Here is a 21,092-nt window from a genome sequence, read left to right as displayed (position 1 = left end):
TCGTTAGTTGTTAACTACTATGGACTTCACATTTGTAAAGTACAGTTTAAAGTCGCCTTTGTCATTTTTGTGATCCAAGGCAATCTTTAATCCATTTTGGGTGGTGTAGTTTTCCCAAGTGGTGGTCATGGAGGGTTCCGCTGCATTCCCCTTTCTAAAGATCCATTCTTTTATCAGGTAATCGTCTTCAAAATAAAAATCATAAGCATCACCAGGGGTGTAGCCACCTTCATTGCCATAAACAATGGTTAGTTTTTGCATTGGTTTTTTGCTGATAGGTGCTTCGCTTTTTTCTAAGTGCTCGTACGTAATGTTCGCTTTATCCCAAACTAGATTGAAAGGGGCTAACAGCCAAAACTTATCGTTCACAAAGGCACCATTTGCTTTTTGAGAACTGCTGTCTATTTTTTTTCTGTTGTATGCCAGCGTATCTTGTTCTGCCATCATTAATACATCATTGCTTTTGGTGCGCCAATTCCAAGTGCGTTCAAAATGAGTATCTCCCCGGTCTACATTAAAAGTAAATTGTAATTGTTGTACCCCGTTCCAATGTTCCAATCCATGGGCATAGGCAACTTTTTCTAGGATAGTTTGTTGTTGTTTTTCAGCTTGGGGCGCTTCTTGTTTTTTGTCTTCCTTACAAGAAGTAATTAGGGTAAGGGCAATTAAAAATGAAAGTAGGCTGCGCATGGTATACTATTTTAGGTCAAAGGTACATTGTTTTAGTTTAATTTTGTGGTGCTGTTTGTCGGTAGAATTATTTTGTGGTAAGGTTTGCTGTTTTAACTTTTTTCAAACAACTACGATTGTATAGGAATTTTTAATACTTAATTTAACGAAAAAGAATACTAGTTATGAAATTTAAAACCATTATTGTCCTTTTGTTTATAGGACTCATCGTTATTTTTTCGCTTCAAAATGCAGAGGTAATAGACGTTAAATTTTTTTTGTGGAAAATATCATTGTCCCGAGTTTTAATTATACTTGGTAGTTTCGCTATTGGAGTTTTAGTGGGGATTTTACTCTCTATGAAAAGAAAACTGTATTCCAAGGAGGTAAGTCAAGAGGAAAGTGAAGCCTAGGATTTGCTATTAATTTGTGCTGATCAAAAGGTGTTGTTGGAATGTACAATATTTGTGAACTCTAGGGTAGAAAGCGGAAATAGTGTGTTTTCTTCCATGTTTTGTTAGATTGATGAAATGTTGGTATGTACTTTCTAAATAAATTGATTATTTTTGATATTAAATAAGAAAATAGGCAATGAGTTCAAAAAAAGGGAAAGTTCAAGAAGCAATTGATGAAAAGTTGTTGAATGAAAGAAAAGTGTTTTTGTGGGGAATGGTAGATGATGATTCTGCAAAGCACGTTATAGATCGCTTGTTATATTTAGACTTGCAAAATAATGATGAAATCCAGTTTGTGATTAATAGCCCTGGCGGGTATGTAACTTCTGGTTTCGCAATTTATGATACCATTAAATCTTTAAAAAGTCCAGTTTCTACAGTCTGTTCTGGTTTGGCAGCTTCTATGGGGTCTATCTTGCTTTCCGTTGGAGCAAAAGGAAGACGTTTTATACAGCCTCATGCGCAAGTAATGATTCACCAACCAAGTGGTGGAGCACGGGGTCAGGCTTCTAATATAGAGATTCAGGCGAAAGAAATTATAAAAACAAGAGAGTTGAGTGCTCGGATATTAGCAGACAATTGCGGTCAGGATTTTGAAAAGGTAATGAAAGATTTTGATAGAGACTACTGGATGAATGCAGAAGAATCCATGGCCTACGGAATAGTAGACGGAATTTTAGAATAAATTGATAGTCAAAGAAAAAAGTCCTTCATAATAGAATAATTGTGAAGGACTTTTTATATATAGAGACGCCGAAGCGATTGTTTAATATATACGTGTAAAACGTATCATTTGGATGTCTTGTTTTGTAATTGTAGTAGGGAACTCTTTTGTGGAGTTTGTATGTTCTAATCGCCATATATAAATTAATATGTCACAATCTTCAAGGAATATCGCCATAGTTGGCTCAGGATTAGTAGGGTCGCTACTTGCAATTTATTTAAAAAAAATGGGGCATACTGTCACTGTTTTTGATAGACGGCCAGATATACGCTTGGTTGAGTTTTCTGGACGTTCCATTAACCTAGCAATGAGCAATAGGGGGTGGAATGCCTTGCGTGAAGTTGGTTTGGAAGATGAAATAAAAAAAATAGCTATTCCATTATATCAACGGGCAATGCACGTTAACGATAAACCAGTGTATTTTCAAAAATACGGTATGGAAGAAGAGGCAATTTGGTCAACCTCCAGAGGTCTGTTGAATAGGAAGATGATCGATTTGGCGGAAGAGGAAGGAGTTAAATTTCGATTTTCAGAGAAAGTTTGGGATGTAGATTTGCCAGAAGCTAAAATTTTTACAGGAGAAACAGAAAAAGGAATTTGGGAAGAGTATAAGTACGATTGTATTTTTGGTTGCGATGGTGCTTTTTCTAGAGTACGCCATAAAATGCAGCGCCGTAGTGGGTTTGATTATTCTCAGCAGTTTATAAAGGTGGGTTACAAAGAATTATCTATACTTCCCAATGCAGATGGTACCCATAAATTGGACAAGCATTCTTTTCATATCTGGCCACGTGGAGAATTTATGTTAATTGCTATGCCCAATATTGACGGTAGTTTTACCTGTACTTTGTTTATGCCTTTTGAGGGAACGGTTTCTTTTGAGAATATCACTACACAAAAAGAAGCCAGAACATTTTTTGAGACGTACTTCCCTAATGTGATGCTCGATCTGGATAACCTTATTGAAGATTTCTTTAAAAACCCTACTTCTGCTATGGTGACTATGAAATGTTACCCTTGGACCTATTGGGATAAGGCTGCTTTGGTGGGGGACTCTGCCCATGCTGTTGTGCCTTTTTACGGACAAGGAATGAATGCCGGGTTTGAAGATATTTTTGTATTGACTAACTTATTGGTAAAACATAAGGATGACTGGGCTACTGCTTTTGAGGAGTATCAAAAAGAACGGAAGCCTAACGCAGATGCAATAGCGGAGCTTAGCTATAGGAATTTTATGGAAATGAGTAGTAAAACGGCAAATGCTGCTTTTTTACTGCAAAAAAAGATTGAGAAAAAGTTTGCTTCAGAGCATCCAGATAAATGGAAGCCTGTTTATTCTAGAGTTACATTTTCTAATAAACCGTATGCAGAGGCCTTAGCACTAGGAGATGTGCAGGAAGAAGTAATGAAACAAATTATGAAATTACCCAATATTGAAGAAATTTGGGATAGTGAATTGGTAACCAATAAGATTATTGAATTAATTGCATAAAAAAGACCGCTTAGTAGCGGTCTTTTTTTATAGGATATCAAAAAATAGTCTCTTAAAATTTAGAAAACATTTTTTGCATTCTTTCATTTTCTTCTTCAGCTAAAACAGGGTCAACTAAAATTCTACCACTGTGTTCATCTGTAATAATCTTTTTACGGGCAGCAATTTCTACTTGTACCTGTGGTGGTATTGTAAAGAAAGAACCTCCAGATGCACCTCTTTCAATTGGTACAACTGCCAAACCATTTTTTACATTGATTCTGATTCTTTTATAAGCATTAACTAAACGTTCCTCAATTTGATTTTCAAATTCAGCAGATTTTTTAATTAATTCTTTCTCTTCTTTTTCAGTCTCTGCTAAGATTTCATTTAATTCACTTTTCTTGTGTTTTAAATGAGATTCTCTAGCTGATAAACGCTCTTTAGTGTCAGCAATTACTTGCTTTTTCTGATCTATTTGAGCCTTAAACTCTTTAATATTTTTGTCAGCCAATTGCATTTCTAGTTCTTGGAACTCTACTTCTTTAGATAAAGAGTTGAATTCACGACTATTTCTAACGTTTTTTTGCTGCTCGGCGTATTTTTTAATTAAACCTTTGGCTTCATCAATTAAATTCTTTTTTGCGCCTATTTCAAAATTAACTGTTTCTACATCAGTTTTTAGTTTGTCTAATCTGGTTTTAAGTCCAAGGACTTCATCCTCCAAATCTTCAACTTCCAACGGGAGTTCTCCCCTAACGTTTCTTATTTCGTCTACTCTAGAATCAATTAATTGCAAGTCATACAATGCTCTTAATTTTTCTTCTACCGTTGCTTCTTTCTTTTTTGCCATATTTTAAAAATACTTGATAGGATTTGTAATGCTCTCCGATAAAGAGATTGCAAAATTAGGCATTTTTTTTGTAAGTAGGTCAACTAAAAGATTTTTTGTAAACTGCTCTGTTTCAAAGTGTCCAATATCAGCTAATATTAACTTGTCTTCGGCCTCATAAAACTGATGGTATTTAAGATCTGCCGTGATAAAAATGTCAGCGTTTACAGCCTTTGCGGCGTTAATTGCAAAGGAACCACTTCCTCCCAAAACAGCCACTTTTTTTATTTTTTTATTCAGTAGATTAGAGTGTCTAATACAAGAGACATGCATTGTTTTTTTTAGGTGATTCAAGAAATCGAGCTCCTCCATGCCATTTAAAAGATCGCCAACCATACCCATGCCTATGTTCTGATTACTGTTTTCTAGGGTTATTATTTCATAAGCAACCTCTTCATAGGGGTGATTGTCAATAAGAGCCTTTACCACTTCTTTTTCCTTGGCTTTTTCAAAAGTTACATTCAATTGGGTTTCTTCCTCATAATGAGTCTTGCCAATTTCCCCTTTGGTTGGGTTCGAGTTTTTACCAGCTTTATAACTACCGGTACCCAGGGTAGTGAAACTACAATTGCTGTAGTTTCCTAAGGTTCCAGCACCTGCCTTGAATAAGGCTTCTTTTAATTTTTTAGCGTCATTTTTAGGAACATAAGTGGTTAGTTTTTTTATAGTTCCTTTTTGAGGAATTAATATTTTAGTATTGAAAAGCCCTAAAACCTCACATATTTTTGCATTCACACCGGCATTGCTATTGTCTAGTGCAGTATGCATACTGTAAATAGAAATGTCATTTTTTATGGCTTTTAGCACAACACGTTCTACATAATTGGCGCCTGTTATTTTCTTTAGGCCGCTAAATATGATAGGGTGAAAGCTAAGTATTAGGTTGCATTTTTTTTCAATTGCTTCATCTATAACGTTTTCTAGTGTGTCTAAAGTAACTAAGACCCCAGTAACCTTTGCATTTTCATCGCCTACCAATAAGCCAATATTGTCAAAACTTTCAGCGTATTCTAAAGGCGCAAATTCTTCTACAATAGCAGTGATTTCTTTTACAGTCATTTTTAGTAGCTTTGGTGGTTTTCAAAGATAAAATATTATATTTTCGTTTCATGCAACTACTTCGAAAAATAGCGGCTCCCATCTCCTTAATTTATGCTTTTGTAGTGTATTTTAGAAATTTTTTATTTGATCGTGGTATTTTTAAGTCACAATCGTTTAAGACAACTACAATTTGTGTTGGGAATTTGAGTGCTGGTGGCACCGGAAAGACTCCCATGATTGAGTTTTTAATAAAGGGTTTGCAAAGCCAATTCAATATTGCCGTTTTAAGTAGGGGATATGGCCGAAAGTCTAAAGGTTTTTTATTGGCATCGGCAGAGGTTTCCGTGGAACAAATAGGTGATGAACCCTATCAAATTTACCAGAAATTTCCATCCATTTCCTTGGCTGTTGATGGTGATAGAAGAAATGGGATATCTCTTTTGGAAGAGAAAGTACAACCAGATGTTATTTTGTTGGATGATGCTTTTCAACATAGAAAAGTAAAACCGTCATTTAATATATTACTCACTGCTTACGGTAATCTGTATATAAATGATTGGTACCTGCCAACGGGTAGTCTAAGAGATGCTAAAAATCAATCTAAAAGAGCAGATGTCGTCATCGTTACCAAGTGTCCCAAAGAGCTTACAGCCAACAACCAAATAGAAATTAAAACACAGTTAAGACTAAATTCAAAACAAGCCTTGTTTTTTGCAACCTTGGTTTATGAGGATATGTTGCAAGGATTGCATGATAAAATAGCACTGGATACATTAAAGGACAAAAGGGTTACTTTAGTCACAGGCATTGCAAACCCGATACCATTGTTGAATTATTTACAAGAAAAGGGCATTGTGTTTGAACACCTTCAGTTTACGGATCATCATTTTTTTACTGCCGAAGAAATCGAAATTTTTAATACCAAAGAGATGGTGTTAACTACGGAGAAGGATTATGTGCGGTTAAAAGGTAAGGTGTCTTCTATGTATTATATAGGGGTGCGACATAAATTACTCAATAAAGACAATGAAGCTCTGCTTCAAAGGGTGCGCCACGCAATTGGTTAGTTCTTTTTACTAAAGATATTTTCTCCTATTTTTTGATAGAAAAATTCTGGCTTAAAAGGTTTTGTAACAATATCATTACAACCGGCCTCAAAGAAATTTTCAACACTATCGTCTAAGGAGATGGCTGTCAGGGCAATAATGGGAATTTCTTTATTAAATTTTCGAATTTCAACAGTGGCTTCTACGCCGCTAATTCCGGGCATATGAATGTCCATTAGTATGGCGTCATACCTGTTTGTTTTGGCTAGCTCTATCGCTTCCATGCCGTTGTTGGCAATGTCACTAGTCATTTCTTTTTTGGACAGCATCTTTTTAGTGATGACTTGGTTTATCTTATTGTCTTCTACAATAAGAAGGTGTAGGCCTTCAAAAACAAATTCAGCGGGTGTAATTTCAAAAGCCATATCATCTACAAGAGTGTCTTTGCGTTTGAGGTCTAATTCAAAGCTAAAGATAGAGCCTTTGCCTTTTGTGCTTTCTAAACGTATGGTGCTTCCAAATAATCCGAGCAAACTTTTTACAATAGTAAGTCCTAAGCCGGTACCTCCATATTCTCTATTTATTTGTATTGATCCTTGTTCAAAACTATCAAAAATGCTTTCTTGTAACTCTTCAGAAATACCGATTCCCGTATCTTTTACTTCAAAATAAATGGTAGCGATATCATCAATTGTTTTTAATTGCTTAACGGTGAGCGTTACCTCGCCATTTTTTGTAAACTTTATTGCATTCCCTACTAGATTAATTAGAATTTGTGAAATTTTAATTGGGTCACTCATGAGTAGGTAAGAGACCTTGTCGTCAAAATTTAACCGTAAACTTGTATTGTTCGATTTTGCACTTTGTTGCAGGGAATCAATAACATCATGTAGGGTTTTTTTAAGACTAAATTCAATTTGTAAGGTTTCTAATTTTTGCGCATCAATTTTATTTACCTGTAGGATGTCATTGATAAAGTTTAGTAAATAATCTCCTGAAAATTTTAAAGATTTTAAATGATCTTTTTGACTTTCATTAGGGTTTTCGTCTAGTAGTAAATTGGTTAAACCAGTTACGGCATAGAGCGGGGTGCGCAACTCATGGCTCACAGTAGAGAGGAAATTGGTTTTTGACTCCATAGCCTTTACAGCATCGTCTTTTGCTACTTCTAGCTCTTCATTAGTTTTTTGTAAAAGCGTGTTTGTTCGTACTTTTATTTGATTGTTCCGGTATAGAGAAATTGCCAGAAGGGAAATTATGGCTAAAATAGCAAAAGCGACTATGGTAGTACTTTCAGATCTACTTTTAGAATCTACGGCTTCTTTTAGCCGGTCTTCAATACGCCTGTTTTCAGTCTCTAGGGTTTCAATATGGATATCATCTGCTGTTCTCGTGTTTAGTTTTAATTTATTTAGATTATATATGGAATCTTTAATCTTTAATAAATTCCTGTTGTACAACAGCGAAGAATTAAAATCCCCTATTTTTTCGTATCCTTTACTGAGTAAAGTATTTGCTTCGAGCAATTCATTGATAAAGCCATTTTTCTTTGCTAGTTTTAATGCTTCAGTTGCATTTTCAGGGCTTTCTTTTGGGTTTATGATATAGTTTACTTTGGCAAGCCCTAAATGCCCTAAGGTAGTTAGGTATTCTTTCTCGTAGATGTCAGAGTTAATAATTAAGGCATTGTAGTTTGTTGCGGCTTTCTTGTAATTGGTTTTTTGAAAATTGATGTTTGCCTCAGCCAGTACCACATGATTGATTAAATTTCGGTCATTACTTAATTGTCTTATATACGCTAATTTTTCTTCTGCTTGAAAATTGTTGTTTTCTAGATAGAGGTATATGGCTTCTAAATAGGCATTTTGGCTCGATCCAAAAGGGTAGGCAATATTGTTTAGTAACACTTTAGTTCTTTCCCAATAGAACTTTGATCGTTCAATATTATTTATTTTTAGGTAGAGCAAGGCATATTGATGAAAACAATCTATTTGCCCTTTTTCATCTTCATTTTTTTCTGCGATATCCGCAGCTTTTTTAATTGTTTCAAGAGCAATATCTATCTTGTTTTGATTTTTGTATTTTCTAGCTAATGAAAAGTAATAATCTAAATCCTTTGGAAATTCGGCGGTATCTTGGCTGTACATAGCGAATAGCATAAGGAAGCTAAAAATAGCAACAATGAAGGTGTTGGGTTTTATATGATTACAATTAGTTTTCAAATATATTTTTTATTGATTAAAAGGTGAATAAGATCAATGATTCTGCTGCTGTATCCAGATTCATTGTCATACCATCCAATAACTTTTACCATTTTTCCAATAACAGAAGTCATCTGTGAGTCAAACGTACAAGAATAATAACTATTGTTTACATCTACAGAAACTATAGGGTCTTCTGTATAGAATAATATTTCTTTTAAACTAGTATTGGCATATGCTTTAAACGCTTGGTTTATCTCTTGTATAGAGGTTTCTTTTTTTACGTTAAAAGTAATATCTGTTAAGGATCCATTAGCTACAGGAACCCGTATGCCACAACCCCCAATTACATTTTCCAATTCTGGAAATATTTTAGTTAACGCCCTTGCGGCACCTGTTGTGGTTGGGATTATGGATTGAGATGCAGCTCTGGCTCTACGCAGATCCCTATGCGGCTGATCATGTAGACTTTGGTCTGTAGTATACGAATGTATGGTGGTTATGTATGCTTGCTCTATGCCGCAGAGATCGTGAATTACCTTTACCATAGGTGCAGCATTGTTTGTAGTGCATGACGCATTGGAAATGATATGATCGGTAGCCGTAATATCAGCATGATTAATTCCGTACACAATCATTTTAATATCATTATCATCAGGAGGAACGGAGAGAATTACTTTTTTTGCGCCATTGGTAAGGTGATGATTTAAATCTTCTCTGGTTTTAAATTTCCCTGAAGACTCAATTACTAAGTCTACCTGATGGTGGTGCCATTTGATGTCTTTTGGTGTCTTGTGATTAGTTAGCGCAATTGCTTTGTTGTTTACCAGTAAGCCTTGCTCATTATAACTAACGTCTTCTGTAAAGATTCCGTGTATACTGTCGTATTTTAATAAATGTGACAATGTTCTAGCATCTGCTAAATCATTAATAGCTACTACGTTTAGGCTTGGGTGTTGTTGTAGTAATCTAAAAAGCGTACGTCCAATTCTACCGAAACCATTAATGCCGATGTTAATTTTTTTCATCTAAATGCGATACTGTTCTTAAAAAAAACAATCAGGTTGTATGCTGCCTAAAACAACCCAATACTAATTAATATGTTTGTGTGCTTTGTAAGATGACCTTACTAGGGCGCCACTTTCTACATGTCTAAAGCCCATTTCTAAGCCTAATTTTTCGTATTTTGAAAATTGTTCCGGAAGTATAAATTCTTTTACGGGAAGGTGTTTTTTAGAGGGTTGAAGATATTGCCCGATGGTAACGATGTCTACATTGGCGTTTCTTAAGTCTTCCATGGTTTGTAAAACTTCATCTTCTTGTTCCCCTAATCCGAGCATAATTCCCGATTTTGTTCTGCGGGCACCATTGTCTTTAAGATAACGAAGAACATCTAAACTTCTATCGTATTTTGCTTGTATCCGTACTTCTCTGGTGAGTCTTTTTACCGTTTCCATGTTGTGAGAAACTACTTCTGGAGCAACAGTAATAATGCGATCTAAATGCGTGTGTATTCCTTGAAAATCGGGGATCAAGGTTTCTAAGGTTGTCTCAGGATTCATTCTTCTAATCGCCTTCACGGTTTCGGTCCAAATAATAGAGCCCATATCCTTAAGATCATCCCTGTCTACAGAAGTGATTACCGCATGTTTAATGCTCATAATCTTAATGGAACGCGCCACTTTTTCAGGTTCTTCCCAATCCACATCTTCAGGTCTTCCTGTCTTTACGCCACAAAAGCCACATGATCTTGTGCATACATTACCAAGAATCATAAAAGTAGCTGTGCCTTCTCCCCAACATTCGCCCATATTTGGGCAACTGCCAGAGGCACAAATGGTATTCAGTTTGTACTTGTCTACTAAACCTCTTAACTGGGTATATTTCTTGCCAGTTGGAAGTTTTACACGCAACCATTTTGGTTTTCCTTTGGGAGGATGTACGTTTTCTAAAGTCTTACTGCTCATTAAAATATTTTAAACAAATATACGAACAAATTGCTTTTTAACTTGTAGAGAAAGCTTAAGATTTATCTTTTGTTTTAATGATGCTGGCCAACAGTTTTTTTGCCCGTAATAATTTCACTTTTACATTGTTGATGGGCTCGTTTAATTCCTTTGCAATTTCAGCATAACTAAGCTCATTAAAATACCTGAGATTAATGACTTTTTGATAGTGTGGTTTTAGCTTCTTAATGTCTTGTAAGAGCGTGGCTAAATTTTGTTCTATAATGAGTCTGTCTTCTATTGTAGGAGCATCATCCAGCACTTTTTTTATGGCATCGTTACCGTATTTAGTGCTCTCTAAAATATTCTTTTTTCGCTTTCTAAATAAGTCGGTATGCAGGTTTTTGGCAATTGTAATGAGCCACGTTCTAAATTTAAAATTAGCATCGTACGTCTCAATTTTGTCAAAAGCCTTTGAAAAGGTTTGAATGGTAATATCTTCCGCATCATTCTCATTTTCTGTTCTAATTAGAAGAAACCCGTAAACATCATTCCAAAAAGCATCTAATAAGTTGCTAAAAGCAATTTGATTTCCAGCCTTGGCTTTTTCTAAAATAATGCTAAGTTCTTCCTCAGGTATTTTCATAAAAAAAGGCAAATAAAATTTGCCTATTGTATTTCAGATGATACTTCTATTTTACAGTCTTGTTCTTCTGGGAGTTTCCCGCACATACCACAAGCTTCTCCGTCTTTATTTAGAAAGGGACTTTGGCTCGCACAAGTACCTGCAAATTTACCATCTTTTTTTGCCCATATTTTTATTGCAATACCAGCAAAGGCAAGAGCTAATAGGCCTATAGTTATAAATAATAATTGCATAGTGTAATTTTACGCAAAGATACAAAATTAAGCTTTATTATAAACCGTAATTAATGTTAGCGACAATGTTTTTTACAGTCGGACTTTCATTTCCTCCCTTAGGTTCAATGGTAATGTATCCAACAGCATTTTCGCCAAATGGAAGGGCCATTAATTTGTCTTTGTCGCTTATTTCATTAATAATACCTATGTTAATCATTTTACCATCTACTTCTGCCCACATTTGCAAACATTGGTTTTCAGGTAAGTTAGGGATATTTCTAACATTGATATACGAAAGCTTCTTGATCGGATTTATATAGGCAACAGCCTTTAGTTCTTTTGCTTTTGTATTTCCTTGAACCGTAAACTTCTTAGTTTTAGGGTTGTTTAGAACAATAAATTGGTTTCTTACGTCTTCCAATTGCTGTCTCATATTGTCCTCAATACTTTTGATTTTATTGTTGACAATGGAATTCTCTTCCTTTAGTGAATTGTTCTGATCCCAAAAGAAAAAAGAGGCTGCAGCAAAAAGAAACGCAATACTACATGCAATGGCGATATACTTGTGAAATTTGCCTTGTACCTTCTTTTCTGCCTTAACTTTATTGATGATTTTAGTTTTTAAACCATCTGGAGTTTCTAAGGCGTGTAATTTAGCAAACACTTCCAAGTTGTCTTGAAGCTCGTCATAGGTTGCACTTACTTCAGGGTACATCGCAATATAACGCTCAACTTGTAAGGTCTCTTCCTTAGTTGTACTGTCTAATAGATACTTTTCTAAAAGATCTGTCTCTAAAAATTGTTTTATTTTATCAGTCATATCAAAAATATTAAAAACAAAAGCATTGCTGTGGCTCCATAAATTTTCTTTAGTTCTCTAAGTCCTATTTTTAATCGGGACTTTATAGTTCCTAAGGGTATATTTAATTCTTCACTAGCCTCTTGTTGGGTCATCCCTTCAAAAAATAAGGCTTCCAGTACTATTTGGTATTTAGGCTCTAACTTATCCAAGTTGTCCTTTACGTCCATTAATTCTGGTTTTATGCTTTCTACACCTAAATTATATACGTCTGAAACATCCATTTGGATCTCTTTGTCAGACTTTGTGTTAACGCTTCTTAATTTATCTATGGCTGTATTACGGGTGATACGAAATAACCAGGTGAATAGTTTTGCTTTTGAAGAGTCATAGGAATCTGCTTTTTTCCATATTTTCACAAAACTTTCTTGGAGAACATCTTGCGCTAATTCTTCATTTCTAACTACTTTATTAGCTACACCAAATAGGGTGTCTCCATAATGATCATATAGCAAAGAAATTGCTTTTTCATTACGGTCTTGTAATAACTCTACAATGTGTTTTTCCAAAAATGTGCTCATAGGGTCATGTTACTTTAATTGATATTTTTTCGCCTCTTGGCATCCAATATACTTTTTGTAACGTATATAATTGAAACGCAAGTTTACAAAAATGATTGCGTTAATAAAAATATTTATAAGTTAAGTGTGCAACTGGTTATTGCCACTTATTTTTGGTTAGTTTGGTTTGGTATAGCCCCTGTGATTTTTATTGCAGGGGTTATTTTATGATGTTAACTTCTGCTTGTATTTCTATGCCAAAAGTGTCAAAAACTGATGTCTGTATCTGTTGTGATAAATGCAATATCTCTTGGCCTGTTGCATTGCCGTAATTTACAAGTACTAATGCCTGGTTTTTGTGCACTCCAGCGTCCCCATATCGTTTTCCTTTGTAACCACATTGTTCTATAAGCCAGCCTGCAGGGATTTTATACTCAGTTTCAGTAAGCTTATAAAAAGGTGCCTCAGGGTTATTTTTAATAAATTTATCAAAAATTAATTTGTTTACAACAGGATTTTTAAAGAAACTTCCACTATTGCCCAATTCGGCCGGATCAGGTAATTTGCTTTTTCGAATGGAAATTACAGCGTTAGAGATATCTTTAATCGTAGGCTTGCTAATTTTATACGATGCCAATTCAGATGCGATTGCGCCATACGAAATATGAAGATTGTGATCTTTTTTCGATAGTTTTAAGATGACAGATGTAATTATGTATTCGTCTTTGCCTTCATTCTTAAAAAATGAATCTCGATACCCAAATTTGCATTCCTCCTTATTGAAGGTGTGAATTTCTTTGGTTTTTTTATGTAGCGCATTGCAGCTAACAAAACTATCTTTCAATTCAACGCCATACGCACCTATGTTTTGAATGGGTGCGGTACCTACATTGCCCGGAATTAAGGACATGTTTTCTATTCCGCCATAATCATTATTAACACACCATAAAACGAAATTGTGCCAATTTTCACCAGCCATTACTTGTAGCCAAATAGTGTTGTTGTCTTCTTTTACGATTTCTTTTCCCTTGATGTTTATGCGAATTACTAGGGCATCAATATCGTCAATAAGCAACATATTACTGCCGCCACTTAAAATAAACTTCCTAGGGTATTGATCTAAGCTTAATACTTGTTTCAATTGGGCAATAGTTGTTACCTCACAAAAGAATTTGGCCTTGGCTTTAATGCCAAAGGTATTGTACTTCTGTAATGATATGTTGGGTGTAATTTCCATTAGCCCTTGTATACTGCCAATGCTTCTTTTAAGATTTTTACCGCTCTAATTAGTTCTTCTTTATCTAATACATACGCGATACGAATTTGATTTTTCCCCAAACCTTCCGTAGCATAGAATCCTGCTGCAGGGGCAACCATAACTGTTTTTCCGTCTACATTAAAATCCTCTAGTAGCCATTTTGCAAAATGATCTGCATCCTTAATAGGCAATGCTGCAATACAGTAAAATGCACCTTGTGGTTTGGCAACAACTACACCTTCTACTTGTTCTAATTCTGCTATTAAGATGTTTCTTCTTTCTACATACTCATCAATTACATCTGTAAAATAACTAGCAGGAGTTTCTAGGGCAGCTTCACTTGCAATTTGAGCATAGGTAGGAGGTGATAATCTCGCTTGCGCAAACTTCATTGCTGTTTTAACAACAGCTTTATTTTTAGATACCAAACAGCCAATACGGGCACCACACATGCTATATCGCTTGGAAACTGAATCGATAACAATGGCATTGTCTTCTAAACCTTCTTCTTGTAAAATGGAATAATGTTCTTTGCCATCATAGGTAAATTCTCTATACACCTCATCGGCCACTAAGAATAAATCGTGTTTTTTAACAATAGCTGCTAATTTTTTAATTTCCTCTTTGCTGTAAAGGTAGCCTGTTGGGTTTCCAGGATTGCAAATTAAGATAGCCTTTGTTCTAGGGGTAATTAGTTTTTCAAATTCTTCAATAGGAGGTAAGGCAAAGTTGTTTTCTATTTTAGAGACAACCGGAACCACGGTTACGCCAGCGGCAGTGGCAAAACCATTGTAGTTGGCATAAAAAGGTTCAGGAATGATAATCTCATCCTGAGGATCTGCAATACTCCCCATGGCAAAAGAGAGTGCTTCTGAACCGCCAGTAGTTACTATAATGTCTTGAGCAGTAACTATAATGCTGTTTTTTTTATAATAGGCGGCAATTTTTTCTCTATAGGTTTCCGACCCTTCAGTTCTACTGTATGCAAGAACTTCTAGGGTGTTGTTTTTAACAGCGTCTAAGGCTATTTTTGGTGTTTTTATGTCGGGCTGGCCAATGTTTAGATGAATAACATGTATTCCTCTTTTCTTTGCATCTTCTGCAAATGGTACCAATTTACGAATTGGTGATTCTGGCATTGAAAGCCCTTTTGTTGAAATTGATGGCATAAAAATATATTTAGGCAAAAATGAGAAATACAAGCGTAGAAAACAACATAGGATGGTTTATTTTTTTATCAATTTAACACATTAAATGAAGTGGTTGATTGGTAAATTTTGTAAATTATTACAGCAATCCTTGTAAATTAGAGTTCGCAATGTGGAAAATCATAGGTATCTTATTGTTTTTTCCTTTTTTGGTTGGCGCTCAATCGTTTGAAATGCCAGAAGGGAAGCGGTTTGAAAAGATTAAATTTAAATTCATTAATAATCTTATTATCATTCCGGCAAAAATTAATGGCACACCGCTTTCTTTTATATTGGATACGGGCGTGAGTAAACCCATTCTTTTTAATTTATCGGACAAGGATTCCATAGATGTTAAAAATGTTTCTGAAATAAGCTTAAAGGGTTTGGGGGAAGGAGAATCTATTAAGGCATTGAGCTCTGTTGGAAATAGGTTTGAAATTGAATCTATAACGAATACCAATCAACAAATTTATATTGTTTTAGATAAGGAATTAAATTTCTCTCCTAAATTAGGAATTCCTATACATGGTATTATTGGGTATGATTTTTTTGAAAATTTTGTGGTAGAAGTTAATTATGGCTCAAAGTTTTTAAAAGTATACCATGCTGATCAATACCATTTAAACGAAAGAAAGTATTCAGAGACATTATCCTTACAAGTAGAAAACAAAAAAGCATATATAAACGCTGCTGCCATTTTAGGAAACAGTAGGGTTCCAATTAAGTTATTGCTAGATACGGGTAGTAGCGACGCTGTTTGGCTTTTTAAAAATGAAGGGAAGGGAATACGAATACCAGTAAGTAATTTTGGAGATTATTTAGGTAGAGGTCTCAGTGGTAGTATTTACGGGAAACGAACCAAAATAGAGGAGCTTATACTTGGTAAATATGCAATAAAAAATACAAAAACGGCATTTCCAGACCACGCTTCAATTAAAGGTTTGAGCAAACAAAGCGAACGAAATGGGAGTATTGGGGGCGAAGTGTTAAAGAAATTTAATTGGGTTATAGATTATCCCAATAAACAAATTAGTTTTAAAAGTAACATCAACTATAAAAAGCCTTTTTGGTTTAATACTAGTGGTATGGGGTTGCAGCACGGTGGAGTGCGTTATGTAAAAGAGCAATCTACAAGTTCTAAAAGGATTATGAAAAATATAGGGGAGGCCACTTCCAATAAGGTAGAGATCCGTTTTGACAATGAAATCGTAATAAGTATGGTTCCAGAGATCATAATTTCGGATATTAGAGAAGATAGTCCGGCAAAATTAGCTGGCTTAGAAGTGGGTGATATCGTGTTGTCTGTAAATAAAAGAGAGGCGCACAAGTTTAAATTGCAAGAACTTACGCATATGGTAGATGATGTGCCCGGGAAGAAGGTTAGTATTTTAATTGAAAGAAGAGGAGAGAAGTTGTTGTTTAACCTCAGAATTAAGAAATTGTTTTAAACAAAATAGGCGCTCCTGAAGAGCGCCTATTTAAATTATTCTACATAAATTGGTGTTATTGTATTGCCACTTTAGGCTCAATAAGTTCACCTTTTATTTTTATGACTTTCGTTGGCGTTTCTGCATTAGAAATAACAGTAATTGCTTTTCTAATTGGTCCCGCAGGTCTTTTAGTATCGTACTTCACTTCAATAACACCAGTTTTACCAGGCATAATTGGACCTTTTGGTTTTTTTGGAATTGTACAGCCACAACTAGAGCTTACTTTACTTATAATTAATGGAGCATTTCCTGTATTTGTAAATTCAAAAACGCGTACGCCATCGCCACCTCTTTCAACTTTACCATAATCTACGGTTTCCGTTTTAAATTCTATTTTGGCTTTCTTTTCTTGGGCACTCAGGTTCAGTGCAAAAAGGCCTACAAATAATAATAGTACTATTTTTTTCATCATTTTGGGTTTTTGTTAAAGATCAAATATACTCATTTCAATTCAATCGATAAAATTCTTTCGTTATGTGATAACGTTACTTATTTTTGTTTCGTATTTATTATCCTATAAAATATCCCTTTATTTTCTTTAATTTTGTGGCCTTTATAGCATAAAATCAATACTCAATATAGAATTTTACAAAAACTATACCAAAGAATGGAAATTGCATCAAAATACGATTCTCAAAAATCTGAAAACCACTGGTACAACTATTGGTTACAGCATAATTATTTTCATTCTACGCCAGATGAGCGAGAGCCTTATACCATTGTTATTCCTCCTCCCAATGTTACTGGGGTATTACACATGGGGCATATGATGAATAATACCTTGCAAGATGTGTTAATACGCAGGGCCAGATTAATGGGAAAAAATGCATGCTGGGTGCCGGGTACGGACCACGCCTCTATTGCAACTGAGGCTAAAGTAGTAGCTAAGCTTAAGGAGCAAGGGATTAATAAGGCAGATTTATCCAGAGAAGAATTCTTAAAACACGCTTGGGAATGGAAGGAAGAATATGGAGGCGTAATTTTAGAACAATTAAAAAAATTAGGCTGTTCATGTGATTGGGAACGTACTGCATTTACAATGGATGACACAATGTCTAAATCCGTTATAAAGGTATTTGTAGACCTTTTTAATAAAGGAAAAATATACAGAGGTTTCCGCATGGTGAATTGGGATCCAGAGGCGCAAACCACCTTGTCTGATGAAGAAGTTATACACGAAGAAAAACAAGGCAACCTCTATTATATTAAATATCAGATAGAAGGCAGTGAGGATACTTTAACGATAGCTACCACACGTCCAGAAACCATTTTTGGAGATACTGCAATTTGTATCAATCCAAATGATGAGCGTTTTACGCATTTAAAAGGCAAAAAAGCAATTGTACCTATTGCTAATAGAGTGATTCCTATTATTGAGGATGACTATGTAGATGTAGAATTTGGTACAGGCTGTTTAAAAGTTACACCAGCGCATGATGTAAACGATAAAAACCTTGGAGACAAACACAGTTTAGAGGTGGTAGATATTTTTAATGCAGATGCGACTTTAAATAGTTTTGGTTTGCACTACCAAGGAAAAGATAGATTTGTGGTTCGTAAAGAAATTACAAAAGAATTAGAGGAAAAGGGGTTTTTAGTAAAGACGGAGCAGCATTTAAATAAGGTAGGAACTTCAGAACGTACCAAGGCAGTGATAGAACCAAGATTGTCAGACCAATGGTTCTTGAAAATGGAGGACTTGGCAAAACCGGCGATAGAAGCAGTTCTTGGAGATAATCCAGAGGTGAAGTTATTTCCTAAAAAATTTGAAAATACCTACCGTCATTGGATGGAGAATGTGCGCGATTGGAATATTTCTCGCCAATTATGGTGGGGACAGCAAATACCTGCCTTTTATTATGGTGATGGACCCGACGATTTTGTAGTGGCAGAAACAAAGGAGGCAGCACTGCAATTGGCACAAGAAAAAACAAAAAATGGTGCGTTAACAATGTCCCTTTTGCGTCAAGATGAAGATGCATTAGATACTTGGTTTTCTTCTTGGTTGTGGCCAATGAGTGTTTTTAATGGTATTCTTGAGCCAGAAAACGAAGAAATTAAATATTATTATCCAACAAACGATTTGGTTACAGGACCAGATATTTTATTCTTTTGGGTGGCTAGAATGATCGTTGCTGGATATGAGTATCAAAAGCAACGTCCGTTTGAAAATGTGTATCTAACTGGTTTGGTTAGGGATAAACAAAGACGTAAAATGTCTAAATCTTTAGGGAATTCTCCAGATGCTTTAAAGTTAATCGAGGAGTATGGTGCAGATAGTGTAAGAGTTGGACTTTTGTTGAGTTCTGCGGCAGGAAACGATTTAATGTTTGATGAAGCCCTATGTCAGCAAGGGAAGAATTTTTCCAATAAAATATGGAATGGTTTCCGATTGATAAGTGGTTGGGAGATTACAGATTTACCACAGCCTGAAGCCTCTAAAATTGGTTTAGAGTGGTACACCGCCAAGTTTCATAAAACATTACTAGAGATTGAGGACCATTTTAGTAAATACCGTATTTCTGATGCCTTAATGGCAATATATAAGTTAGTTTGGGACGATTATAGTTCTTGGTTGTTAGAAATTGTAAAACCAGCGTACCAACAGCCAATAGACAAGAAAACTCACACGGCTTTGGTGGCAATTTTTGAGCAAAACTTAAAGTTGTTACATCCGTTTATGCCATTTTTAACGGAAGAGGTTTGGCAGCATATCGCAAAGCGTACACCGGCACAGGCCTTGGTTATTGCAAAATGGCCAGAAAACCAAAAAGTGGATGAAGCTATTATTTCTGATTTTGAATTTGCGGCTGAGGTTGTTTCTGGGATTCGCACAATTAGAAAAGAGAAAAACATTCCAATGAAAGAAACTTTAGAATTGTCTGTCTTAAATACGGAGAATGTATCTAAAGATTGGGATGTGGTTATTTCTAAGCTTACCAATGTGTCTTCTATTTCGTACGCTGATGCCGCCGTAGAAGGAGCACTTTCTTTTCGAGTAAAATCCAACGAGTATTTTATTCCTATGGTTGGGGCAATAGATATAGAAGCAGAAATTCAGAAACTTGAAGAAGAGTTAAAATACACCAAGGGCTTTTTAATTTCTGTACAAAAGAAGTTAAGTAACGAACGGTTTGTAAATAATGCTCCAGATCAAGTAATAGCAATAGAGCGAAAAAAACAGGCAGACGCTGAAGCTAAAATAGAAACTTTAGAAAAAAGTTTGAAAGGGCTGCAGTAGGTTTTTTTTTCAGAAGCTAATTAAAAGCTACTCTTTTGAAGAGTAGCTTTTTTTGTTTGCTAATTTTCTATGAGGCTTTTTTTTATATTTGAGAAAAACCGAAGTTGTTATGGTCAGCTATACAACGGCATTATTGTATGCTATCCCTTTCTTTATTGTGTTGATGGTTGTTGAAATTACCTACGGATACTTTGTAAAAAAACAAATGTATGGGGTTTTAGATACCGTATCCAGTATTAGCTCTGGTTTTACCAATATAGTGAAGGACTCTTTAGGGATTGGGGTGTTAATAATATCCTATCCCTTTTTGCTAGAACACTTGGCGGTAATACAAATTAAAACTACTTGGCTAGTTTGGGGTCTTGCTTTTCTTGTAATTGACTTGGCAGGATATTGGAATCACAGGCTCAGTCATAAAATTAATTTTTTCTGGAACCAACATGTAATCCATCACAGTAGTGAACAATTTAATTTAGCTTGTGCCCTACGGCAATCCGTTTCAAATCTTATTGGTTATTTTCCATTGTTATTAGTGCCGGCAGCTATTTTAGGGGTGTCTGAAGTGATTATTTCGGTATTGATTCCCTTGCATTTGTTTGCTCAGTTTTGGTATCATACACGCCATATTGGTAGGCTTGGTTGGCTAGAGTATATTCTAGTTACGCCTTCGCAGCACCGCGTACATCACGCTATAAATCCCGAGTATATTGATAAGAATTTAGGACAGATTTTTAGTTTTTGGGATCGGATGTTTGGCACATTTCAGGTGGAATTAGAAACTGTTCCTCCACAATTCGGAATTTTAAAACCAGCGGCTACATGGAATCCTTTTCTTATTAATTTTTAGCATTTATGGAATTTGACCAAGGACGCTTGGCGAACAAAAAACTACTGGGATAAAATTAGAATTTGGTTTATGCCTACCGGTTGGAGGCCAGCTGATGTAAAGGATAAATATCCTATCAAAATTATAGAAAATGTATATGATTTTAAAAGATATGATACTGAGGCATCAAGTCTATTTAAAGGGTATTCAGTATTTCAAATGTTGGTAACTTTAATGCTAATGCTGTATATGTTTTATAATTTTCAGAAGCTCGGTTTTAATGATCTGCTTCTTTTTGGTGCTTTTCTTTTTGTCGGTATTTATGGGTATACCACTTTAATGGATGGTAAAAAATATGCAGTTTGGATTGAAGCTTTACGGAGTGTTTTGGGAATAGGTTATATCCTTGCCTAAGGCGATTG

Annotated in this window: 21 protein-coding genes; 8 read left to right on the top strand and 13 right to left on the bottom strand. The window is 35.3% G+C overall.

The window, feature by feature from the left end; all coding sequences use genetic code 11:
• Positions 1 to 3: 3 nt before the first annotated feature.
• The gene (locus MWU65_RS14805; RefSeq protein ID WP_247079190.1) at positions 4 to 690 is read right to left on the bottom strand and encodes a hypothetical protein; all 687 of its coding nucleotides are present in this window, start codon (positions 688 to 690) and stop codon (positions 4 to 6) included.
• A 164-nt stretch (positions 691 to 854) separates the two neighbouring features.
• Here MWU65_RS14805 and MWU65_RS14800 point away from each other — a divergent pair, with 164 nt between their 5' ends.
• The 3 genes from MWU65_RS14800 to MWU65_RS14790 all read left to right on the top strand — a co-directional run bounded on the left by MWU65_RS14800 (position 855) and on the right by MWU65_RS14790 (position 3,340).
• On the top strand, positions 855 to 1,082 hold the full coding sequence (locus tag MWU65_RS14800; protein ID WP_247079188.1) for a LapA family protein: 228 nt from the start codon (positions 855 to 857) through the stop codon (positions 1,080 to 1,082).
• Between the two features lie 178 nt (positions 1,083 to 1,260).
• A complete protein-coding gene (locus MWU65_RS14795) occupies positions 1,261 to 1,809 on the top strand; it encodes an ATP-dependent Clp protease proteolytic subunit (protein WP_247079186.1) in 549 nt (182 codons plus the stop codon).
• A 187-nt stretch (positions 1,810 to 1,996) separates the two neighbouring features.
• Positions 1,997 to 3,340: an NAD(P)/FAD-dependent oxidoreductase gene (locus tag MWU65_RS14790; protein WP_247079184.1), complete on the top strand. Its 1,344-nt coding sequence runs from the start codon at positions 1,997 to 1,999 to the stop codon at positions 3,338 to 3,340.
• A gap of 52 nt (positions 3,341 to 3,392) precedes the next feature.
• On the opposite strand, the gene MWU65_RS14785 is transcribed toward MWU65_RS14790, so the two are convergent.
• Positions 3,393 to 4,172 (bottom strand): C4-type zinc ribbon domain-containing protein, encoded by a 780-nt coding sequence (locus MWU65_RS14785; RefSeq protein WP_247079182.1) that lies wholly within the window; start codon positions 4,170 to 4,172, stop codon positions 3,393 to 3,395.
• 3 nt (positions 4,173 to 4,175) lie between these two features.
• On the bottom strand, positions 4,176 to 5,270 hold the full coding sequence (locus MWU65_RS14780; protein WP_247079180.1) for a Nif3-like dinuclear metal center hexameric protein: 1,095 nt from the start codon (positions 5,268 to 5,270) through the stop codon (positions 4,176 to 4,178).
• Between the two features lie 50 nt (positions 5,271 to 5,320).
• Between MWU65_RS14780 and lpxK the strand changes: the two genes are divergently transcribed.
• Complete coding sequence (gene lpxK, locus MWU65_RS14775; RefSeq protein WP_247079178.1) at positions 5,321 to 6,319, top strand: tetraacyldisaccharide 4'-kinase; 999 nt, start codon at positions 5,321 to 5,323, stop codon at positions 6,317 to 6,319.
• On the opposite strand, the gene MWU65_RS14770 is transcribed toward lpxK, so the two are convergent.
• From MWU65_RS14770 to MWU65_RS14730, 9 genes are all read right to left on the bottom strand, one after another.
• Positions 6,316 to 8,520, bottom strand: a complete 2,205-nt coding sequence (locus MWU65_RS14770) for an ATP-binding protein (RefSeq protein WP_247079175.1) — start codon at positions 8,518 to 8,520, stop codon at positions 6,316 to 6,318. The two genes, lpxK and MWU65_RS14770, sit on opposite strands and share 4 nt — an antisense overlap.
• Positions 8,517 to 9,527, bottom strand: a complete 1,011-nt coding sequence (gene gap, locus MWU65_RS14765) for a type I glyceraldehyde-3-phosphate dehydrogenase (protein WP_247079172.1) — start codon at positions 9,525 to 9,527, stop codon at positions 8,517 to 8,519. The genes MWU65_RS14770 and gap overlap by 4 nt, the downstream gene beginning before the upstream one ends.
• 63 nt (positions 9,528 to 9,590) lie before the next feature.
• Positions 9,591 to 10,466: a lipoyl synthase gene (gene lipA / locus MWU65_RS14760; protein ID WP_247079169.1), complete on the bottom strand. Its 876-nt coding sequence runs from the start codon at positions 10,464 to 10,466 to the stop codon at positions 9,591 to 9,593.
• Positions 10,467 to 10,521: 55 nt separating this feature from the next.
• Positions 10,522 to 11,091 carry an RNA polymerase sigma factor gene (locus MWU65_RS14755; RefSeq protein WP_247079166.1) on the bottom strand — a complete coding sequence of 190 codons (570 nt, stop codon included), beginning with the start codon at positions 11,089 to 11,091 and terminating at the stop codon, positions 10,522 to 10,524.
• 23 nt (positions 11,092 to 11,114) lie between these two features.
• Positions 11,115 to 11,324: a membrane or secreted protein gene (locus tag MWU65_RS14750; RefSeq protein ID WP_247079163.1), complete on the bottom strand. Its 210-nt coding sequence runs from the start codon at positions 11,322 to 11,324 to the stop codon at positions 11,115 to 11,117.
• A gap of 37 nt (positions 11,325 to 11,361) precedes the next feature.
• Positions 11,362 to 12,126, bottom strand: coding sequence for an anti-sigma factor (locus MWU65_RS14745; RefSeq protein ID WP_247079160.1), 765 nt, complete (start codon positions 12,124 to 12,126; stop codon positions 11,362 to 11,364).
• Complete coding sequence (locus MWU65_RS14740) at positions 12,123 to 12,686, bottom strand: sigma-70 family RNA polymerase sigma factor (protein WP_247079158.1); 564 nt, start codon at positions 12,684 to 12,686, stop codon at positions 12,123 to 12,125. The genes MWU65_RS14745 and MWU65_RS14740 overlap by 4 nt, the downstream gene beginning before the upstream one ends.
• A gap of 199 nt (positions 12,687 to 12,885) precedes the next feature.
• Complete coding sequence (gene murB / locus MWU65_RS14735) at positions 12,886 to 13,902, bottom strand: UDP-N-acetylmuramate dehydrogenase (RefSeq protein ID WP_247079155.1); 1,017 nt, start codon at positions 13,900 to 13,902, stop codon at positions 12,886 to 12,888.
• Positions 13,902 to 15,092, bottom strand: a complete 1,191-nt coding sequence (locus tag MWU65_RS14730) for a pyridoxal phosphate-dependent aminotransferase (protein ID WP_247079153.1) — start codon at positions 15,090 to 15,092, stop codon at positions 13,902 to 13,904. Before MWU65_RS14730 ends, murB begins: the two co-directional genes overlap by 1 nt.
• A gap of 149 nt (positions 15,093 to 15,241) precedes the next feature.
• Here MWU65_RS14730 and MWU65_RS14725 point away from each other — a divergent pair, with 149 nt between their 5' ends.
• Positions 15,242 to 16,561, top strand: a complete 1,320-nt coding sequence (locus MWU65_RS14725; RefSeq protein ID WP_247079151.1) for an aspartyl protease family protein — start codon at positions 15,242 to 15,244, stop codon at positions 16,559 to 16,561.
• A 55-nt stretch (positions 16,562 to 16,616) separates the two neighbouring features.
• Here the strand turns inward: MWU65_RS14725 and MWU65_RS14720 are convergent, their stop codons facing one another.
• A complete protein-coding gene (locus MWU65_RS14720) occupies positions 16,617 to 17,015 on the bottom strand; it encodes a DUF1573 domain-containing protein (protein ID WP_247079149.1) in 399 nt (132 codons plus the stop codon).
• A 195-nt stretch (positions 17,016 to 17,210) separates the two neighbouring features.
• Between MWU65_RS14720 and MWU65_RS14715 the strand changes: the two genes are divergently transcribed.
• From MWU65_RS14715 to MWU65_RS17805, 3 genes are all read left to right on the top strand, one after another.
• Positions 17,211 to 19,844, top strand: a complete 2,634-nt coding sequence (locus MWU65_RS14715; protein ID WP_247079146.1) for a valine--tRNA ligase — start codon at positions 17,211 to 17,213, stop codon at positions 19,842 to 19,844.
• A 109-nt stretch (positions 19,845 to 19,953) separates the two neighbouring features.
• A complete protein-coding gene (locus MWU65_RS17810) occupies positions 19,954 to 20,691 on the top strand; it encodes a sterol desaturase family protein (protein ID WP_348646042.1) in 738 nt (245 codons plus the stop codon).
• A 12-nt stretch (positions 20,692 to 20,703) separates the two neighbouring features.
• Positions 20,704 to 21,084, top strand: coding sequence for a hypothetical protein (locus tag MWU65_RS17805; protein WP_348646041.1), 381 nt, complete (start codon positions 20,704 to 20,706; stop codon positions 21,082 to 21,084).
• The last annotated feature ends 8 nt before the right edge of the window (positions 21,085 to 21,092 follow it).

The organism is Cellulophaga sp. F20128, assembly GCF_023015805.1.
In the GTDB taxonomy this organism is placed as follows: Bacteria; Bacteroidota; Bacteroidia; order Flavobacteriales; family Flavobacteriaceae; genus Cellulophaga.
Note: the sequence above shows the minus strand (reverse complement) of the source record. Positions and strands in the feature narration are given on the sequence as shown.